This is a genomic window from Pseudomonas putida (assembly GCF_028682175.1).
Taxonomy (GTDB): domain Bacteria; phylum Pseudomonadota; class Gammaproteobacteria; order Pseudomonadales; family Pseudomonadaceae; genus Aquipseudomonas; species Aquipseudomonas putida_AD.
This window is the reverse complement of the sequence record NZ_JANHKS010000018.1, coordinates 27,186-42,947: the sequence shown is the minus strand read 5'-3', so window position 1 is coordinate 42,947 and position 15,762 is coordinate 27,186. Positions and strand designations below refer to the sequence as shown.

Here is a 15,762-nt window from a genome sequence, read left to right as displayed (position 1 = left end):
TGCATGACAGGAGTTCCGGACCAATGAAACACGCACGCTCGACCTGCGTGAACGCACTTGGCCTCTGTCTGCTGGTTCTGGCAAGTGCCACGGCGCAGGCCGAAACCCTTCTCAAAGCCCAACGTTCGATCACCTGGAAGGATTTTCTGGGGGTCAACGTGCAGTTTCATGAATTCCCCCAGGACATCTATCACAAGCAGATGACTCGTCTGGATGACCTTGGGCTGAACTGGGTTCGCTGGGGCCTGCGCTGGCCCATGCTCGAACCCGTGCAGGGCCAGTACAACCTGGCGGATCTGGATGCCGCCATGGCCGCAGCCCTGCCGCACCACCTCAATACCGTGGCGTATCTGGGAGGGTCCGCGTCCTTCGACAGCACCGCCCCCCAGGGCGCGAGCAACACCGACCAGTACCCGCCGCGCGACAACAGCCTGTTCGCCGAACGCATGACTGCCCTGGCCCAACACTACCCGCAGGTCAGCCACTGGCAGGTGTGGAACGAGCCGAACATTGCCTGGTTGCCCCAGGCTGATCCTGCCGCCTACTACGAACTCCTGACCACCACCGCAAACGCGATCCGCAGCGCCTTGCCGGGCAAACCCGTGGTCACCGCCGGTGTCGCCTATTACGGGCAGATACGCGGCTCGACCAGCTACATGCTGCAGTCGATGGTGGATCAGGGCCTGGCGGGCCAGAACATCATTGCCGCCTACCATCCCTATTCCGACTACCCCGAAGGCGACTCGCCCGGCGACCGGGACTTCCTCAAGCGTGCCAAAGGGCTGAACAGAACCCTGCACGAAGCCGGTATCAAAGAGGTATGGGCCACCGAATGGGGCTGGTCGAGTTACACCGGGCCCTCGGAGTTGCAGCCGGTGATAGGCCCCGAGGGTCAGGCCGACTACACCCTGCGCAGGCTGGCGCTGATGAGCACCCAGGACTACCAGCGCATCTTCCTGTTCAACCTCAGTGACCTGGACCAACGCGCCAGTGCGCGGGAACGCAGCTACGGGCTGCTGGACCTGAACGCCGAACCCAAGCCGGTGTACAACGCCTTGAAAAACTTCCTTCAAGTCACCGGCCCCACCCTCGCGCCTGCCGACCTGCCGCCTCCACTGGCCGTGCCGGAAGACCTCTACGCCATCGCCTGGAATCGTCCGGACGGCTCGCACCTGTTGATGGCCTGGAGCGCGAGCAGCGCCCACATGGTCTTTCCGGGCATCAAGAAAGCCGACCTCTACGACCCGCTGAGCGGCAATCACACCCCGTTGGCCGACGCCCGGGGAATCGACGTGGCGCTGAGCCCTTCCCTGCAAATCCTCGCCTGGAGCCGCTAGTCATGCGCATCCTGTGGACGCTGCCTTACCTGCCCTGGCCCACCACCAGCGGCAGCAAGACCCGGCAGTTTCATCTGTTGCGCAGCCTGGCGGCGCGAGGGCACCGCATTACCTTGCTGGTGCATTCGAACACCGAGCTGGACGACGCCACCGATGCAGCCCTTGCGCCTTGGCTTGAGCGCCTGATCGTGATCCCACGGCGGCCGCTGCGCAGCCTGCGTTCGCTGTTGACCATGGCCTTCGCCGCGCCGCCTCTGCTGGCCAGCGCCAACGGTTACTCCGACTCACTGGAGCAGCAATTCGAAGCCCTGCTGCAAGAGCCGTGGGACGTGATTCAGGTCGAGCACAGCTACAGCTTCCAGCCCTTCGAGGCTCCGCTGCGGCGCTCGGGCAAGCCGTTCATCATGACCGAGCACAACATCGAGTCAGGCATGGGCGCCGCTGGCTATCGCCTGTTCCCGGACTGGGCAGGCCCTTTTACCCGCTTCGACCAATGGCGCTACCGGCAGTGGGAAAAACGCGTATTCGCCCAGACCCAGGCGCTGATCGCAGTGACCGAGGACGACGCCAAGAGCCTGACCCGCCTGACGGCCCGCGCCACCAGCGTGGTGGTCAACGGCGTTGACTGCAGTTACTTCGCCAGAGTCAGCCCGGATCGCTACAGTCGCCGCCTGCTGTTCATCGGCGACTATGACTACAGTCCCAACCTGGATGCCGTGCAATGGGCGCTGGATCACATCATGCCCCGTGTCTGGGCGCTGGACCCCATGGTGCGCCTGACCATCGGCGGCCACGGGCTGCCAGAGGACTGGCCCGAGCGCTGGCCTGACCCGCGAATCGACTGGCCGGGCTTCGTGCCTGACCTGCGCTCGGTGCAGAAGGAGGCGGCGCTGTTTTTCGCTCCGCTGCGCGATGTCGGCGGCTCCAGCGTCAAACTGCTCGAGGCGATGGCCGCCGGACTTGCCGTGGTGACCACCGCGCAGGGGTGCTCGGGACTGAAAGTCGAGAACGGCGTCCATTACCTGAGCTGCGAGGATGCCCATGGCCTTGCCCGGTTACTGGTGGACGCCGTCGAGCAACCGGCGCGGCTGGCGAAGATCGGCGAGGCCGGGCGTGCCTATGTGCGCCAGCACCACGACTGGTCGGTGTCTGCCGCGCAACTGGAAGCTATCTATGCCCGGGTTCATCAAAAGGAGGATGCCCCCGTCCTGGCGTAGCAACGGATGTTGCATCGACGCCTACAATCCTTTGCCCCCGTACCGCGCCTCGTGGGTGTCACACGCCTGCTTCAACGTCTGTCGCAGCCAGCGGTGAGCCGGGTCCTTGTCGAAGCGCGGGTGCCAGGCCTGGATCACACTCACAGGTTCAAGCTCCAGCGGGATCACCAGGGGCAGCATCCGCAAGCCCAACTGGCGCATGCCCCAGAGCACGGGCTCCGGCAGGGCCAGGATCATGTCCGAGCCTGCGGTGGAGAAGATCGCCGAGTGGAAATTCGGCGTGATGAAAGAGACCCGCCGCGACAACCCCAAGATTTCGAGCGCATCGTCGATCGGCCCTCGCGCGCGCCCCCGGCGGGACACGCTGACGTGGTCGAAAGCGGCAAAGCGTTCCGGGGTCAGCGGCCCGTCGAAGATCGGATGTCCCTCGCGGACAAGGCCGACGAACCCGGTGGTGAACAGGTGCTGCATCTTGATTTCGGGGCCGAAATTTCTGCGCGACGTGACGTGCAGGTCGATCCGGCCTTCACGCAATGCATCGTCGTCGCCCTCGCCCTCCGGCACGAAACGCACCGTGGCCAGCGGAGCCTGCTGACGGGTGCTTTCCACCAGCCGCCCGCCGAAACCGCCGAAGAACACGTCGTTGGAGCGCACGTTGAACAGACGCTGGGAGGTGCTCATGTCCACTTCGTCACGGGCCTGGAACAGCTCGGTGGCCTGATTGACCAGGCCGCGTACCTGCGCCTGCATCGCCAGCGCCCGGGGCGTGGGCACCAATCCCCTTCCCGCCCGCACCAGCACCGGATCACCCAGCGCCTCCCGCACCCGCGCCAGCGTGCGGCTCATCGCCGCCGGGCTCAAGTGCATGCGCCGGGCGGCGCCGACCACGCTGCCCTCCTCGAGCAAGGCATCAAGGGCGATCAACAGGTTCATGTCGGGCATGGGCATTGAAGGTATTCCAGTGTCAGAGCAAGCAAAGTGTAAACCCGTAGCAGCACGGCTTACCGGCGGGGCGATTTCAAGGGCGCCGTCGCGGGCAAGCGCGCTCCTACAAACCTCATCCCGTAGCAGCACGGCTTGCCGGCGGGGGCGATTTCAAGGGCGCCGTCGCGGGCAAGCGCGCTCCTACAAAAGCATCAGATCAATCCGCGTGCGCGCCACGCGGCTCGCTGCTGCGCGTCGATGCCCAGCCCTTCGAGCACCTCGTCGGTGTGCTGGCCCAGGGTCGGGGCCGGGCGGATGACACCGCCGGGCGTGGTGCCGAGCTTGGGCACGATGCCAGGCAAGGTGACCGGCGTGCCGTCGTCCAACTGGCTGTCGAGCAGCATGTCCCGGGCCTTGTAATGAGGGTCGCCAGCGATGTCCGCCGCGTCGTAGATCTTGCCGGCGGGAATTCTCGCCGCAGTCAGTTTGGCAAGCACATCATCCAGATCGAGACTGGCCGCCCAGGCGCCGATAGCGGCATCGATCAACTCGACCTGCCTGACCCGCCCATCGTTGTGAGCCAGCGCCGGATCGGCAGCCAGGTCAGGGCGTTCGATCAGCGTCATCAAGCGCTGATAGATGCTGTCGCCATTGCCCGCGATCAGCGCGTAGCGGCCATCCCGGCAGCGATAGGCGTTGGACGGTGCGATACCTGGCAGGCTGCTGCCCGCCGGCTCGCGCACCGCGCCGAACACCGAGTATTCCGGAACCAGGCTCTCCATCATGTTGAACACCGACTCGTACAGCGCGACGTCGATCTCCTGGCCCTCGCCGCCGTTCTGATCGCGATGACGCAAGGCCAGCAGCACGCCGATCACCCCATGCAGCGCCGACAGCGAATCGCCGATGGACACCCCGACCCGCACCGGCGTGCGCCCCGGCTCACCGGACAGATGACGCAACCCGCCCATGGCCTCGCCCACCACGCCGAACCCCGGACGATCGCGGTACGGTCCGGTCTGGCCATAACCCGACACGTGCAGCACCACCAGTCTGGGATTCAGGGCATGCAGTTCGCTCCAGCCCAGCCCCCAGCCTTCAAGGGTGCCGGGGCGGAAGTTCTCCACCAGCACATCGGCCTCGGCCAGCAGCTTGCGCACCACGTCCTGGCCTTCGGGCTCGCGCAGGTCCAGGGTCACCGAACGCTTGTTGCGCGAGGACACCGCCCACCAGACGGAGGTCCCCTCATGCAGCAGGCGCCACTTGCGCAACGGGTCGCCGGTGCCCGGCGGTTCGACCTTGATCACATCGGCGCCGAACTCACCGAGAATCTTGGCTGCGAAAGGCCCGGCAATCAGTTGCCCCAGCTCGATAACCCGAATCCCTTGCAAAGGCTTTTGCATGACATGCCCTTTGTTCTGCGTGAAAAGTGAGGGCAATTGTCTGCTTTGAAAGGCGTTGTGAAAACGGCTAATTTCGCGCGACGGTCTTCAACGGCTCAAACCCGCCGCCCAGTGACTTGTACAACCCCACCAGCGCCAGAGCCTGGGCAGTGCCGCTGTCCACCCGTTGCTCCTGGCTGCTGAGCAAGGCGCGCTGCACGGTCAGCACGTTGAGAAAATCCACGGCGCCAGCCTTGTACTGCTCGCGGGCAGTCTGCAAGGCGATGCGGTTCTGTTCCACGGCATCGTTCAACCGCGACTGCTGCACCTGGCTTGCGTTGTACAGGCTCATGCTGTCGTCGATTTCCTGCCAGGCGCGCAGCACGGTCTTCTGATAATTCAGCGCCGCTTCCTGCTCCTGGGCCTCGCGCAGATGCAGCATGCCGCGCAGGCGCCCGCCTTCGAAGATCGGCACGCTCAATTGCGGACCGATACCGAATTGCCGCGAGCCCCAACTGCCGAAATCCGACAGTTGCATGGCCTGAAAACCGACATTGCCCGACAGCACGATCCGCGGATAGAAGTCGCCTTCGGCCACACCGACACTGGCAGCGGCCACATGCATGCGCGCCTCGGCCTGACGGATATCGGGGCGGCGCTGCGCCAGCTCCGAAGGCAGGCCGACAGGAATCACCTCAGGCAAGGGTGCCCTGTCCACAGGCCGAATCAGCTCCTCTTGCAGGGTGCGGGGTGTCTGCGCCAGCACCAGGCTCAAGGCGTTTATCAGTTGCGCCTGGCGTTGTTCAAGCACGGGAATGCGCGCCGCAACGGTCGCCACCTGAGCGGAGGCCTGGGCCACGTCCAGATGGGTCGCGACCCCGCTGGCCAGCCGCACGTTGGACAGCTCCAGGCTGTTGCGCGCCAGCCCGAGGTTTTCCCGGGTCACGGCCAGGGTCTCCTGCACACCGCGCAGTTGCAGGTAGTCCTGCGCGGTTTCAGCCTGCACCGCCAGCAGAACGCCACGACGATCGCTGTCGGCGACTGCGACGGTTGCATCAGCCGCCTCCACCTCGCGCTTGACCCGGCCCCACAGATCCACTTCCCAGGAGGCGTCCAGGCCGCCATCCCACAGGCTGAAAGCCGTCTTGCCGCTCTTGCCCGAAGGATCGCTCAAGCCCTCGGCGCTGTTACGGGCGCGCTGATAACCCAGGCCACCCGACACGCTGGGCAGTTGTTCACCGGCCACCACCTGCCGCGCGGCGCGGCTCTGCTCCAGTCGGGCACCGGCGATTTTCAGATCAAGGTTGGTTCGAGTCGCCCGGTCGATCAGCGAGGCCAACAACGGATCGTTGAAAACCTCCCACCAGCGCTCCCTGATCTGAACCGGCTGGGGTTTGCTTGCGCCCTGCTCGCCCTGGATCGGCAGCCAGTCCACCTGCAGATCGGCCTTGGGTTGCAGGAAATCATGACCGACCTGACAGGCCGACAGGCTCAGGACCATGGCCACCAGCCCCAGCCACCGACGACCTTGGGTGTAGTCCGTTGTGGGAGCGAGCTTGCTCGCGAAGAGGCCGGTACATCCGGCCCAGATCTGTTGCCTGTCGCCCAGCATTCGCGAGCAAGCTCGCTCCCACAGGTTCGAAGTTGGCTGTCTGTTGCTCATCGGGCGCCCACCTCTTGTGCGCCCGTGCTGCGGGTATCGACAGTGGCGTCCACCGACATCCCCACCCGCAGCCGCGCCAGCAGCGGTTGCCCCGGATCGAGCACGATCTTGACCGGCAGGCGCTGCACGACCTTGGTGAAATTGCCGGTGGCGTTGTCCGGCTTGATCGCCGCGAAGGTCACGCCGGTGGCGGGGGCGATGCTTTCCACATGCCCTTTGAGTGCCTCACCGGAGAAGGTATCGACCCGCACATCAGCCGCCTGCCCCGGCGTCACCTGGGTGAGCTGGATTTCCTGAAAGTTCGCCACCACGTAGACCTGATCCAGCGGCACCACCGACAGCAACCGCGCGCCGGGTGTCACGTAATTGCCGATCCGCACGGCACGCTCGCCGACCATGCCGTCAACCGGTGCGACGATGCGCGTATAGGACAACTGCAACCGCGCCTGGTCGCGGGCGGCCTGGGCGCGCTTGAGCCCGGCTTCGGCAGCGTGTTGCTGCGCGGTGAAAACGTCCACCTGCTTGCGGTCTGCGGCCAGGGACGCGATGGCGCTGTTCTGCCGCGCGCGGGCGGTGTCGATGCGGTTGCGCGCTTGCTGTGCATTCTGCACCGTGCCTGCGCCCATGCCCGCCAGATGGGCATAACGGTCCTGCTCCTGTTCGGCAAAGGTCACCTCGGCCTTGCTCACCTCGACCGTCGCCTGGGACTGGGCGATCACCGAGGCCTGGCGTTGCACCACGGCGCTGGCCTGCTCGTACTGCGCCTGGGCGGCCAGCACTTCGGCTTCTGAGGCGGCGAGCGCGGTCTGCAAATCCCGGTCATCGATCACCGCCAGCAACTGCCCGGCCTTGACCTGCTGGTTGTCCTCCACCAGCACCTGGCTGATGAACCCCGCCACCTTGGGCGCGACGTTGGAGTAGTCGGCGCTGACGTAGGCGTCATTGGTGCTCTGCTGCCCGCGCTCGCCGGTAAAGCCATAGATACCCAGAGCCGCCACAACGAGCACGGCGCCACACAAGGCCAGGGTCTGTTTCGAAGTCATGTTCATGAAGGTGCTCTCAAAAAAAAATCAGGCGGCGGCGCGCGGCGGGTAGACGCGGCTCGGCATCAGCGGGATCAGCAGGATCAGCGCGGCGGCGACCCAGCCCATACAGAAATAGAGGTCGATACTGGTCAAGGTGACCACCTGCTCATGGATGCGGTGGGCCAGTGACGCCGCCGAGTCCTGGCCGGCCAGCTCCGGCGAATTGCCCAGGCGGTCCACCAGCATGCTGGAATGGAAGTGCTGCCGGGACCGGGTCAGGGCATCCAGCACGCCGGTGGCCAGGACCGACGCCAGGCCGCGAACGGTGTTGAACCACGCCGAGGCAAAGGGGCCGTCCGGTGGCGCGATGCCGCCCGTGGCCTGCATCAGCAGCGGCAGCACTGCCATGGGCTGCCCCAGCACTTGCAGCAGCTGCAGGCTGTAGAAATTGTCGCGAATCCACTCCGGGCTCATCTGCGTCGCGGCGAAGCAATACAGCGACAGCAGCACCAGTCCTGTGGTCAGCACCCAGCGGCAGTCGATCCAGCGGATGTTGCACAGCGCGGCCACCAGCGGCAGCACCAAGAGTTGCGGAATGGCCACCAACAGCATCATCGGCGCGGTTTGCAGCGCCCGATAGCCATGGACTTGCGCCAGGTATGACGCAGGAATGGAACCGGTGGCCGTCAGCACCACCAGCACCCCGCCCAAGGTGATGAGCGCGTGGGACAGGTTAAGGTTGGAGAGCATCTGCAACTTGAAGAACGGCACCGGGGTGAACCATTCGTTGACCATGAACAGCACCAGCAGCACCAGCCCGCCGATTAGCAGAAAGGTGATCAGCCCGGATTCGAACCAGTCCAGGCGGTTGCCTTGCAACAGCCCCGTCACCAGCATGCAGATGGCCGGAGCGCCCAGCAGCACGCCGCGCCAGTTGAAACCTTTGAAGCGTTCCAGGCGAGCCGGGTCCTGGGGGATGCCGTGGGAAATAGCGATCATTGCCACCAGACACGGCGTGACGACCTGCCAGAATGTCCACTGCCAGTTGAAGTATTCGGTCCATAACGCTGCCAGCGGCGTGCCCAGGCTAGGCGCGAAAGTGGCTGTCAATGCGTAGCCCGCCAGGCCGTACAGCTTGATGTCCGGCGGCAGGAAACGCAGGGCCACCGTCATCAGCATCGGCGGCAGGCAGCCTGCGGCCAGGCCTTGCAGTGCGCGCAACAGCAGCAGGCTCTGGTAGTCGGTGGCCAGCGGACAGAGCAGAGCCAGCACCACGAAGGCGGCGATGGCGCCCAATGTGAAACGGCGCAGTGACAAGGTGACCGCAAACCAGGGCGCGAAGGCCGTGGCCGTGAGCGACGTGGCGGAATACAGCGATGTTATCCAGCTGCCTTCATCGAAGCCGATGAACATCGCACCGCGGATGTCGGAGAGCGCAACGCGAGTGACACCTTCGTTGATGCCTGCCACCAGCACCGCAATCAGCACGCCTACCAGCCCGATGATGGTCTGCACACCGAATGCAGCGGGCGCAACCGCGGCCTTGAGCGGTGCAATGGGGGCAGCGGCCGTCACGACAAGGCCCGCTGGCAGGCGTCCGACACGCGAAAGGCTGAGTCAGCGAGCATGTAGAAACTCCGGGAACAGGTTCATTCCCGGTAGTTTAAAAAGCCCTGACATGAAGAAAAATTTACATTTGGGCAGTGTATGAGTGCGTCAGACGCACGAATCGATCCCGACTGTTGTGCAAAGGGGCATCACCGACGAAGCTGCTCACTGTCCCAGAACCGCTTGTACAGCCCCAGCCGACGCTTCAATGGTCGGGACAGGCGCGCCTCTTCCTTGCCCAGCTTGAACGCCAGCATCTTCAGGCCATTGCGCAGCAACGACGCGGGCCACAGGTAGAAACGACGCAGGCCGAGAAAGCCCAGCTCGGATTTCATGTAGCGCAGCGCCTCGACACCTGCACCGCCAAACCTTGCCTGAATCCACGACTCGCGCGCCTGGAACACGCCCATGTCGAAGTAGCGACGAAATTCTTCGCGCACGCTGAGGTTGCGGGAATGGCGGCAGACCGCCGTGCCCTGATAAGCCACCTTCCAGTGGGAGAGCAGCATTTTTGCCGCCACGTACATGCCCTCGGACAGGATCACGTGCCTGGGGAATCCGCCCACGGCGCGCAAGGCATTGCACCGGTATGCGCCGAAGGCGTTGGACATGAACGGCACCCTGGCGCCCAGTTCGGCTACATCGGCCAGGCTCTTGGTGCGGGAAACAGGTGGGTAATTGAACCAGCGTGCGTGCTGCGACAGCACAGTGGCGTCCTGATGCGGCAATTGCCGCCCGCAGACTGCACCCACCAGTTGATCGTCGAAGGGTTCCAGCAGCAGCTCGACGGCGCGCGGGTCATCCAGCCAGGTGGTCTGCGCCAGATAGACCAGCACATCGTATTGAGGGTATTTCTCGGCCATCATCTGCCGGGTGGCGCCGTGGTTGAAATCGCCGGGGGCGATCTCGACCACCTGGCTGCAGCGCGAGCGCGCCAGCTCCAGCGTTCCATCGGTGGAGCCGGAATCGACGATCAGCGTGTCGAATTCGGCGGTCTGGGCCCACAGGGACGTGAGCAATCGCTCAAGTTCCCTGCGCCCGTTGCAGGTCGGAATGACGCAGGCCACACGCAAAGACTGCATAACAATACTCCGGGGCTGTCCGTGATGCCCACTTGTCATGACACTCTTTTGAGGGTAGTTCACGATCCGTATTTTGGATCCAACCGCTCGTCAGCCCATCACTTCACTCAAAGGGATGAAATTGAGCAGGTCGCCTTCGGCCACGGTGGTGCCCTCGATGACCTCGATCAGGCCGTCGGCCCAGGCCGCACTGCGCAGCACCCCGGAGCTCTGATTGCGATAGGCGACCAGACGCCCCTGCTCCAGGCGCCCGCGCAGGTACTCACGGCGATTGCCTGGTTTGCCCCAGACGAAACCGGCAGGCACCTTGAATTGCAGCGGCGTGACCTGTTGCACCCCCAGCCGGCGCAGCAGATAGGGCCGGGCCAGCAGCGCGAAGGTCACCAGCGTCGACGCTGGGTTGCCCGGCAGGCCGATCACCGGCACGCCGCGAAAATGACCGAAGGTCAGGGGTTTGCCCGGCTTGATCGCCAGCTTCCACAGGGAAATTTCCCCTTCCTCGCGCAGGGCGTGACCGAGGAAGTCCGCCTCGCCTACCGAAACGCCGCCGGTGGACAGGATCAGGTCAACATCCCCCAGGGCGCCCAGTGCCGCGCGGGTTTTCTCAAGGTCATCCGGGAGAATACCGGCGTCCACCACTTCGCAGCCCAGGCGCTTGAGCCAGCTGCACAGCAGCACGCGGTTACTGTTGTAGATCTGCCCTGGCCCCAGCGCCTGGCCCGGCTCGATGAGTTCATCACCGGTGGACAGCACGGCGACGCGGGCGCGACGCTTGACCTGCAAATGGCCCAGCCCCAGCGTTGCGGCCAGGCCCAGTTCCACCGGGGTCATGACGGTGCCGGCGTCCAGCACCTTGTCGCCGACCGTGGTCTCCTGGCCCTTGGGCCGGATGTTCAGGTCCAGGCTCAGGGTTTCGAGGAAGCGCACCCGATCATCGGGCTGCACTTCGGCGTTCTCCTGCATCTCGACGCAGTCGGCGCCCTCGGGGACCGGCGCGCCGGTGAAGATTCGCGCGCAGGTGCCCGGCTGCAAGGGCAACGGCGCCTGGCCTGCGAAGATCCGCTGGCTGACCGGCAGCGGCTCGCCGGTCCAGTCGGCCACGCGCAGGGCGTAGCCGTCCATGGCGCTGTTGGGCCAGGGCGGCAGGTCCAGGGTGGAGACCAGGTCATCAGCCAGCACCCGACCCTGGGCATCGGCCAGGGCCACGGTTTCCCGTTCGTTGATCGGCGCCGCTTCGGCCAGGCTCATCAGGCGCGCCATGGCCTCTTCTACCGGAAGCAGGCCGCGCATTTCAGGCTTGCTCATCGATATCACCCACGGGTCGCGCAGGGTTCGGCCTTTTTCAGGTGCGGCACGAAGTTGCACGGGCGGAAACTGTTGTTCAGCTGATCGGCCAGAATGCCGTCCCAACCAGTGCGTACCGCGTTGGTCGAACCCGGCAGGCAGCACACCAGCGTACCGTTGGCCAGCCCTGCCAGCGCCCGGGATTGAATGGTGGAAGTGCCAATGTCGGCCACGGAAATCTGCCGGAACAACTCGCCAAAGCCTTCGACCTGCTTGTCCAGCAGGCAGGCCACGGCCTCCGGCGTGCTGTCGCGGCCAGTGAAGCCGGTGCCGCCGGTGATCAGCACCACCTGCACTTGATCGTCGGCAATCCAGGTGGCGACCTGGGCGCGGATCTTGTACAGGTCGTCCTTGAGCAGCACGCGTTCGATCAGCCCATGACCGGCGGCGGTCAGGCGGTCGACGAACATCTGCCCGGAGGTATCGTTTTCAAAGGTGCGGGTGTCGCTGACGGTGAGAACGGCAATATTGAGCGGCACGAAAGGGGTGTCAGCCTTGGCTTTCATCGAGCAGGTCCGGTTGTAGAGGAAACAGAGCGGTGTTATATCACAGCACCCCTTTTTTCTCTGCCCGACCGCGCCGTTTCAGGAACCCGCCATGACCGCCAGCACCGCCCTGCCCCCTTGCTCGATCCTGCTGCTGGCCGGTGGTCAGGGCCGGCGCATGGGCGGCCGGGACAAGGGCCTGTTGACCTGGCGCGGCGAGCCGTTGATTGCCCATCTGCAGCGTTTGGCCAGGCCGTTGACCGACGACCTGATCATTTCCTGCAACCGCAATCACGAGCAATACGCAGCCTTCGCCGATCGCCTGGTGCAGGACGACGAAGAAGGTTTTCCCGGCCCCTATGCTGGCATTCGCGCAGGGCTAACGGTGGCCCGGCATGGGTTCATGCTGGTCATGCCATGCGACACGCCGATGCTGGACCTGCATCTGCTGCAAGGCCTGCGCGCCACCGCTGCGGCGCATCCTGGCAAGCCGGTGATGATTCGCCAGGGCGAACAGTGGGAGCCGCTGCTGTGCTGCATCCCTACCACCCACGCCGAGGTGTTCGAACGCCACTGGCAGGAAGGCCAGCGCAGCCCGCGCCGCACCATGGCCGAGCTGGGTGCGGTGGCACTGCAATGCGCCGCCGATGACCCGCGGCTGGCCAACCTGAACACGCCCGAGCTGTTGACCGAGATCAAGCCTTGAACGAGCGTGCCATCTTTCATGGAACTTTGCCGTTAACCTCTGCGTCAGAAACCTTACTACACAAAGAATTACCCTCGGAGACACAGCAATGAAACAACGGACTATCCCCGCAGCCTTCCTGCTCGCACTTGGCCTGGCTTCCCTGGCCGGCTGCTCCTCGCCGACCGTGATCACGCTGAACGACGGCCGTGAAATCCAGGCCACGGACTCGCCAAAGTACGACGAAGAGTCCGGTTTCTATGAATTCAAACAACTCGACGGCAAGGAAACCCGGATCAACAAGGATCAGGTTCGTACCGTCAAAGAGCTGTGATGAAGGTTTGAGTAAAAAAAGACCCGCCTGATGGCGGGTTTTTTTGCGCGCCCCATCCGCGACCACAAAATCGGGGGCTGCACCGATAGCCTGTGGGAGCGGGCTTGCCCGCGAATGCGTGAGGCCTGACGCCCCGATGGTGCTCGATCCCCCGCTTTCGCGGGCAAGCCCGCTCCCACAGATCCGCGCCGGGCGAAGATGGCCGATACACCGCAGCCCCGTAGCAGCACGGCTTGCCGGCGGGGGCGGCGTCAGGTCAGAGCAATTCCTTGAGCCGATACCACATCATCCCCAGCGCCAGCAGCGGCGAGCGCAGCAGTTCGCCGCCAGGGAAGGTGCGGTGCGGCACGCGGGCGAACAGATCGACTGCGCGGCTGTCGTTGTCGGCAATCGCCTGGGCCAGCACCCGCGCTGCAAAATGGGTGACGTTGAGCCCGTGACCCGAATAGCCCTGGGCGTAATACACATTCGGTTTATTGGCCACCGAGCCGATCTGCGGGAAACGATTGGCGCTGATGCCGATCATCCCGCCCCACTGAAAATCGATCCCCACGCCCTTGAGTTGCGGGAAAACCCGCTCCATCTTTGGCCGCATGTAGTCGGCAATGTTCTTCGGATCACGCCCCGAGTAATTGCAGGCACCGCCGAACAACAGGCGGTTGTCCGCTGACAACCGGTAATAATCCAGCGCGACACGCTGGTCACACAGGGCCATGTTCTGCGGAATCAGCGAGCGCGCCCGCTCCTCACCCAACGGCTCGGTGGCGATCACGTAGCTGCCCGCCGGAAGCAGCTTGCCGGTCAGCGCCGGTTCCAGTTTGTTGAGAAACGCGTCGCACGCCAGCACGATCCGGTTGGCAGTGACCTGGCCATGGTCGGTGAACACCTGAATCTGCGCTCCATGGACAATACGCTGCACGGGGCTGGCCTCATGAATCACCGCGCCCATCTCTTCTGCCAGCCGCGCCTCGGCCAGGATCAGCTTGAGCGGGTGCAGGTGCCCCGAGCCCATGTCGATCAGGCCGCCCTGGTACACCGACGAACCGACCACCTGGGACAACGCCTCTTTCTCTACCAGCCGCACTTCATGGGGGTAGCCCTGGGCCGCCAGCGTCTGCTGTTCATCCTGCAAACCCTTGAAGTGCGCCGGAGTGTTGGCCAGGTCGCAATAACCCCAGCGCATGTCGCAGTCGATGCCGTACTTCTGCACCCGCTGGCGCACGATATCGACCGACTCGAACCCGGCCTGTTCCAGGTAGTGCACGCCCTCCTTGCCCACCCAGCGCTCGACGCCACTGACATCGTGCCCCAGGCCGCGAATCAATTGTCCGCCGTTGCGTCCGCTGGCGCCCCAGCCAATGCGCTGGGCCTCCAGCAGCACCACCGACACACCCCGTTCAGCCAGTTCCAGCGCGGTGTTCACCCCGGTAAAACCGCCACCGATGACGCACACGTCGGCGCTGATGGCGCCGGTCAGCGGTGAGCGTTCAGGCGGCGTCCCAGCAGAAGCTGCGTAGTAGGAAGCGATGTGTGGCAGTGCAACGGACATGGGTTTTCCTTAACGGTTGGATTTGATGTCGGACCATTTGCGCGTCATCAGGCGCAGGGTCGCGGGGCTCAATTCCGAAGAGATGTAAAAGCGGCTCATGACTTCCGGCGATGGGTAGATCGACGGGTTCTCGGTGATCTCGGTGCCCATCAGGGCATTGGACGCAGGGTTGGGGTTAGCATACCCGACTGTCTCGCTGACTTTGGCGATCACCTGCGGATCGAGCAGGTAATTGATGAACGCCAGCGCTTCTTTTGGATGCTCGGCGTCCTTGGGGATCGCCAGCATGTCGAACCAGACGTTGGCGCCTTCCTTGGGAATCGAATAGGCGACGTTCACGCCGTTGTTGGCTTCGACAGCGCGGTTCTTCGCTTGCAGCACGTCGCCTGAATAACCGAACGCCACGCAGATGTCGCCGTTGGCCAGGTCCGACACCCATTTGGAGGAATGGAAATAGGTCACGTAGGGCCGCACGGCCTTGAGCTTCGCCGCAGCGCGCTCGTAGTCCTTGGCCGACTCGCTGCGCGGATCCATGCCCATGTAGTTGAGTACCGCGGGAAAGACTTCGTCGGGGGAATCCATGAACGACACGCCGCATTTTTGCAGTTTCTTCATGTTCTCGGGCTCGAACAGCACCGCCCAGGAATCGATGGTTTCGACACCCAGTGCCGCCTTGACCTTGTCGACGTTGTAGCCAATGCCGTTGGTGCCCCACAGGTACGGCACGGCGTACTGGTTGCCGGGGTCGTTGGCCTCCAGTTGCTTCATCAGTTGCGGGTCCAGGTTCTTGCGATTGGGGAGCTGGCTCAGGTCCAGTTTCTGAAAGGCCCCGGCCTTGATCTGCCGCCCCAGGAAATGGTTGGAAGGCACCACCACGTCGTAGCCCGAACGGCCCGTGAGCATCTTGCCCTCAAGGGTTTCGTTGGAGTCGAACACGTCGTAGGTCGGCTGGATCCCGGTGGCCTGCTGGAAGTCCGCCAGGGTGGTCGGGCCGATGTAGTCGGACCAGTTGTAAATCTTCACGGTGTTGCCTTCAGCGTGCGCCGTTGCGACCGCGCCAGCCAGAACGGCCGGCACGAACAGCGTGGAAACGATCAACTTCATGGTGCCCCCAACGTCAATGAACA

The 15,762-nt window shown here is 64.3% G+C and carries 14 protein-coding genes; 4 read left to right on the top strand and 10 right to left on the bottom strand.

What is annotated here, in order from left to right; translation table 11 throughout:
* Positions 1–23: 23 nt before the first annotated feature.
* On the top strand, positions 24–1,337 hold the full coding sequence (locus tag NPS29_RS14665; protein ID WP_274133451.1) for a cellulase family glycosylhydrolase: 1,314 nt from the start codon (positions 24–26) through the stop codon (positions 1,335–1,337).
* 2 nt (positions 1,338–1,339) lie between these two features.
* On the top strand, positions 1,340–2,554 hold the full coding sequence (locus tag NPS29_RS14660; RefSeq protein ID WP_274133450.1) for a glycosyltransferase family 4 protein: 1,215 nt from the start codon (positions 1,340–1,342) through the stop codon (positions 2,552–2,554).
* 21 nt (positions 2,555–2,575) lie between these two features.
* Here the strand turns inward: NPS29_RS14660 and NPS29_RS14655 are convergent, their stop codons facing one another.
* The 8 genes from NPS29_RS14655 to moaB all read right to left on the bottom strand — a co-directional run bounded on the left by NPS29_RS14655 (position 2,576) and on the right by moaB (position 12,088).
* On the bottom strand, positions 2,576–3,502 hold the full coding sequence (locus NPS29_RS14655; protein WP_274133449.1) for a LysR family transcriptional regulator: 927 nt from the start codon (positions 3,500–3,502) through the stop codon (positions 2,576–2,578).
* A 188-nt stretch (positions 3,503–3,690) separates the two neighbouring features.
* A complete protein-coding gene (locus tag NPS29_RS14650; protein WP_274133448.1) occupies positions 3,691–4,881 on the bottom strand; it encodes a CaiB/BaiF CoA transferase family protein in 1,191 nt (396 codons plus the stop codon).
* Between the two features lie 67 nt (positions 4,882–4,948).
* Complete coding sequence (locus tag NPS29_RS14645; protein ID WP_274133499.1) at positions 4,949–6,361, bottom strand: efflux transporter outer membrane subunit; 1,413 nt, start codon at positions 6,359–6,361, stop codon at positions 4,949–4,951.
* A 158-nt stretch (positions 6,362–6,519) separates the two neighbouring features.
* Positions 6,520–7,572, bottom strand: coding sequence for an HlyD family secretion protein (locus tag NPS29_RS14640; RefSeq protein WP_274133447.1), 1,053 nt, complete (start codon positions 7,570–7,572; stop codon positions 6,520–6,522).
* Between the two features lie 21 nt (positions 7,573–7,593).
* Entirely contained in the window at positions 7,594–9,123 is a 1,530-nt protein-coding gene (locus NPS29_RS14635) for an MFS transporter (RefSeq protein ID WP_274133446.1), read from the bottom strand.
* 182 nt (positions 9,124–9,305) lie between these two features.
* Positions 9,306–10,238, bottom strand: coding sequence for a glycosyltransferase family 2 protein (locus tag NPS29_RS14630; protein WP_274133445.1), 933 nt, complete (start codon positions 10,236–10,238; stop codon positions 9,306–9,308).
* Positions 10,239–10,328: 90 nt separating this feature from the next.
* Positions 10,329–11,543, bottom strand: coding sequence for a gephyrin-like molybdotransferase Glp (gene glp, locus NPS29_RS14625; RefSeq protein ID WP_274133444.1), 1,215 nt, complete (start codon positions 11,541–11,543; stop codon positions 10,329–10,331).
* A 5-nt stretch (positions 11,544–11,548) separates the two neighbouring features.
* Entirely contained in the window at positions 11,549–12,088 is a 540-nt protein-coding gene (gene moaB / locus NPS29_RS14620) for a molybdenum cofactor biosynthesis protein B (RefSeq protein ID WP_274133443.1), read from the bottom strand.
* 91 nt (positions 12,089–12,179) lie between these two features.
* On the opposite strand from moaB, the gene mobA reads away from it, so the two are divergent.
* A complete protein-coding gene (gene mobA, locus NPS29_RS14615; RefSeq protein ID WP_274133442.1) occupies positions 12,180–12,773 on the top strand; it encodes a molybdenum cofactor guanylyltransferase MobA in 594 nt (197 codons plus the stop codon).
* 88 nt (positions 12,774–12,861) lie between these two features.
* Positions 12,862–13,086: a YgdI/YgdR family lipoprotein gene (locus NPS29_RS14610; protein ID WP_274133441.1), complete on the top strand. Its 225-nt coding sequence runs from the start codon at positions 12,862–12,864 to the stop codon at positions 13,084–13,086.
* 256 nt (positions 13,087–13,342) lie between these two features.
* On the opposite strand, the gene NPS29_RS14605 is transcribed toward NPS29_RS14610, so the two are convergent.
* On the bottom strand, positions 13,343–14,635 hold the full coding sequence (locus NPS29_RS14605) for an NAD(P)/FAD-dependent oxidoreductase (RefSeq protein ID WP_274133440.1): 1,293 nt from the start codon (positions 14,633–14,635) through the stop codon (positions 13,343–13,345).
* A 9-nt stretch (positions 14,636–14,644) separates the two neighbouring features.
* The gene (locus NPS29_RS14600) at positions 14,645–15,739 is read right to left on the bottom strand and encodes a polyamine ABC transporter substrate-binding protein (protein WP_274133439.1); all 1,095 of its coding nucleotides are present in this window, start codon (positions 15,737–15,739) and stop codon (positions 14,645–14,647) included.
* Positions 15,740–15,762 lie beyond the last annotated feature (23 nt).

Bases quoted from the DNA above. Each gene is read 5' to 3' on its own strand.
- NPS29_RS14610 (WP_274133441.1), top strand. From the start codon at position 12,862: ATGAAACAACGGACTATCCCCGCAGCCTTCCTGCTCGCACTTGGCCTG.
- NPS29_RS14645 (WP_274133499.1), bottom strand. From the start codon at position 6,361: ATGGTCCTGAGCCTGTCGGCCTGTCAGGTCGGTCATGATTTCCTGCAA.
- glp (WP_274133444.1), bottom strand. From the start codon at position 11,543: ATGAGCAAGCCTGAAATGCGCGGCCTGCTTCCGGTAGAAGAGGCCATG.
- moaB (WP_274133443.1), bottom strand. From the start codon at position 12,088: ATGAAAGCCAAGGCTGACACCCCTTTCGTGCCGCTCAATATTGCCGTT.
- NPS29_RS14650 (WP_274133448.1), bottom strand. From the start codon at position 4,881: ATGCAAAAGCCTTTGCAAGGGATTCGGGTTATCGAGCTGGGGCAACTG.
- NPS29_RS14630 (WP_274133445.1), bottom strand. From the start codon at position 10,238: ATGCAGTCTTTGCGTGTGGCCTGCGTCATTCCGACCTGCAACGGGCGC.
- NPS29_RS14660 (WP_274133450.1), top strand. From the start codon at position 1,340: ATGCGCATCCTGTGGACGCTGCCTTACCTGCCCTGGCCCACCACCAGC.
- NPS29_RS14600 (WP_274133439.1), bottom strand. From the start codon at position 15,739: ATGAAGTTGATCGTTTCCACGCTGTTCGTGCCGGCCGTTCTGGCTGGC.
- NPS29_RS14655 (WP_274133449.1), bottom strand. From the start codon at position 3,502: ATGCCCATGCCCGACATGAACCTGTTGATCGCCCTTGATGCCTTGCTC.
- NPS29_RS14640 (WP_274133447.1), bottom strand. From the start codon at position 7,572: ATGAACATGACTTCGAAACAGACCCTGGCCTTGTGTGGCGCCGTGCTC.
- NPS29_RS14605 (WP_274133440.1), bottom strand. From the start codon at position 14,635: ATGTCCGTTGCACTGCCACACATCGCTTCCTACTACGCAGCTTCTGCT.
- NPS29_RS14665 (WP_274133451.1), top strand. From the start codon at position 24: ATGAAACACGCACGCTCGACCTGCGTGAACGCACTTGGCCTCTGTCTG.
- mobA (WP_274133442.1), top strand. From the start codon at position 12,180: ATGACCGCCAGCACCGCCCTGCCCCCTTGCTCGATCCTGCTGCTGGCC.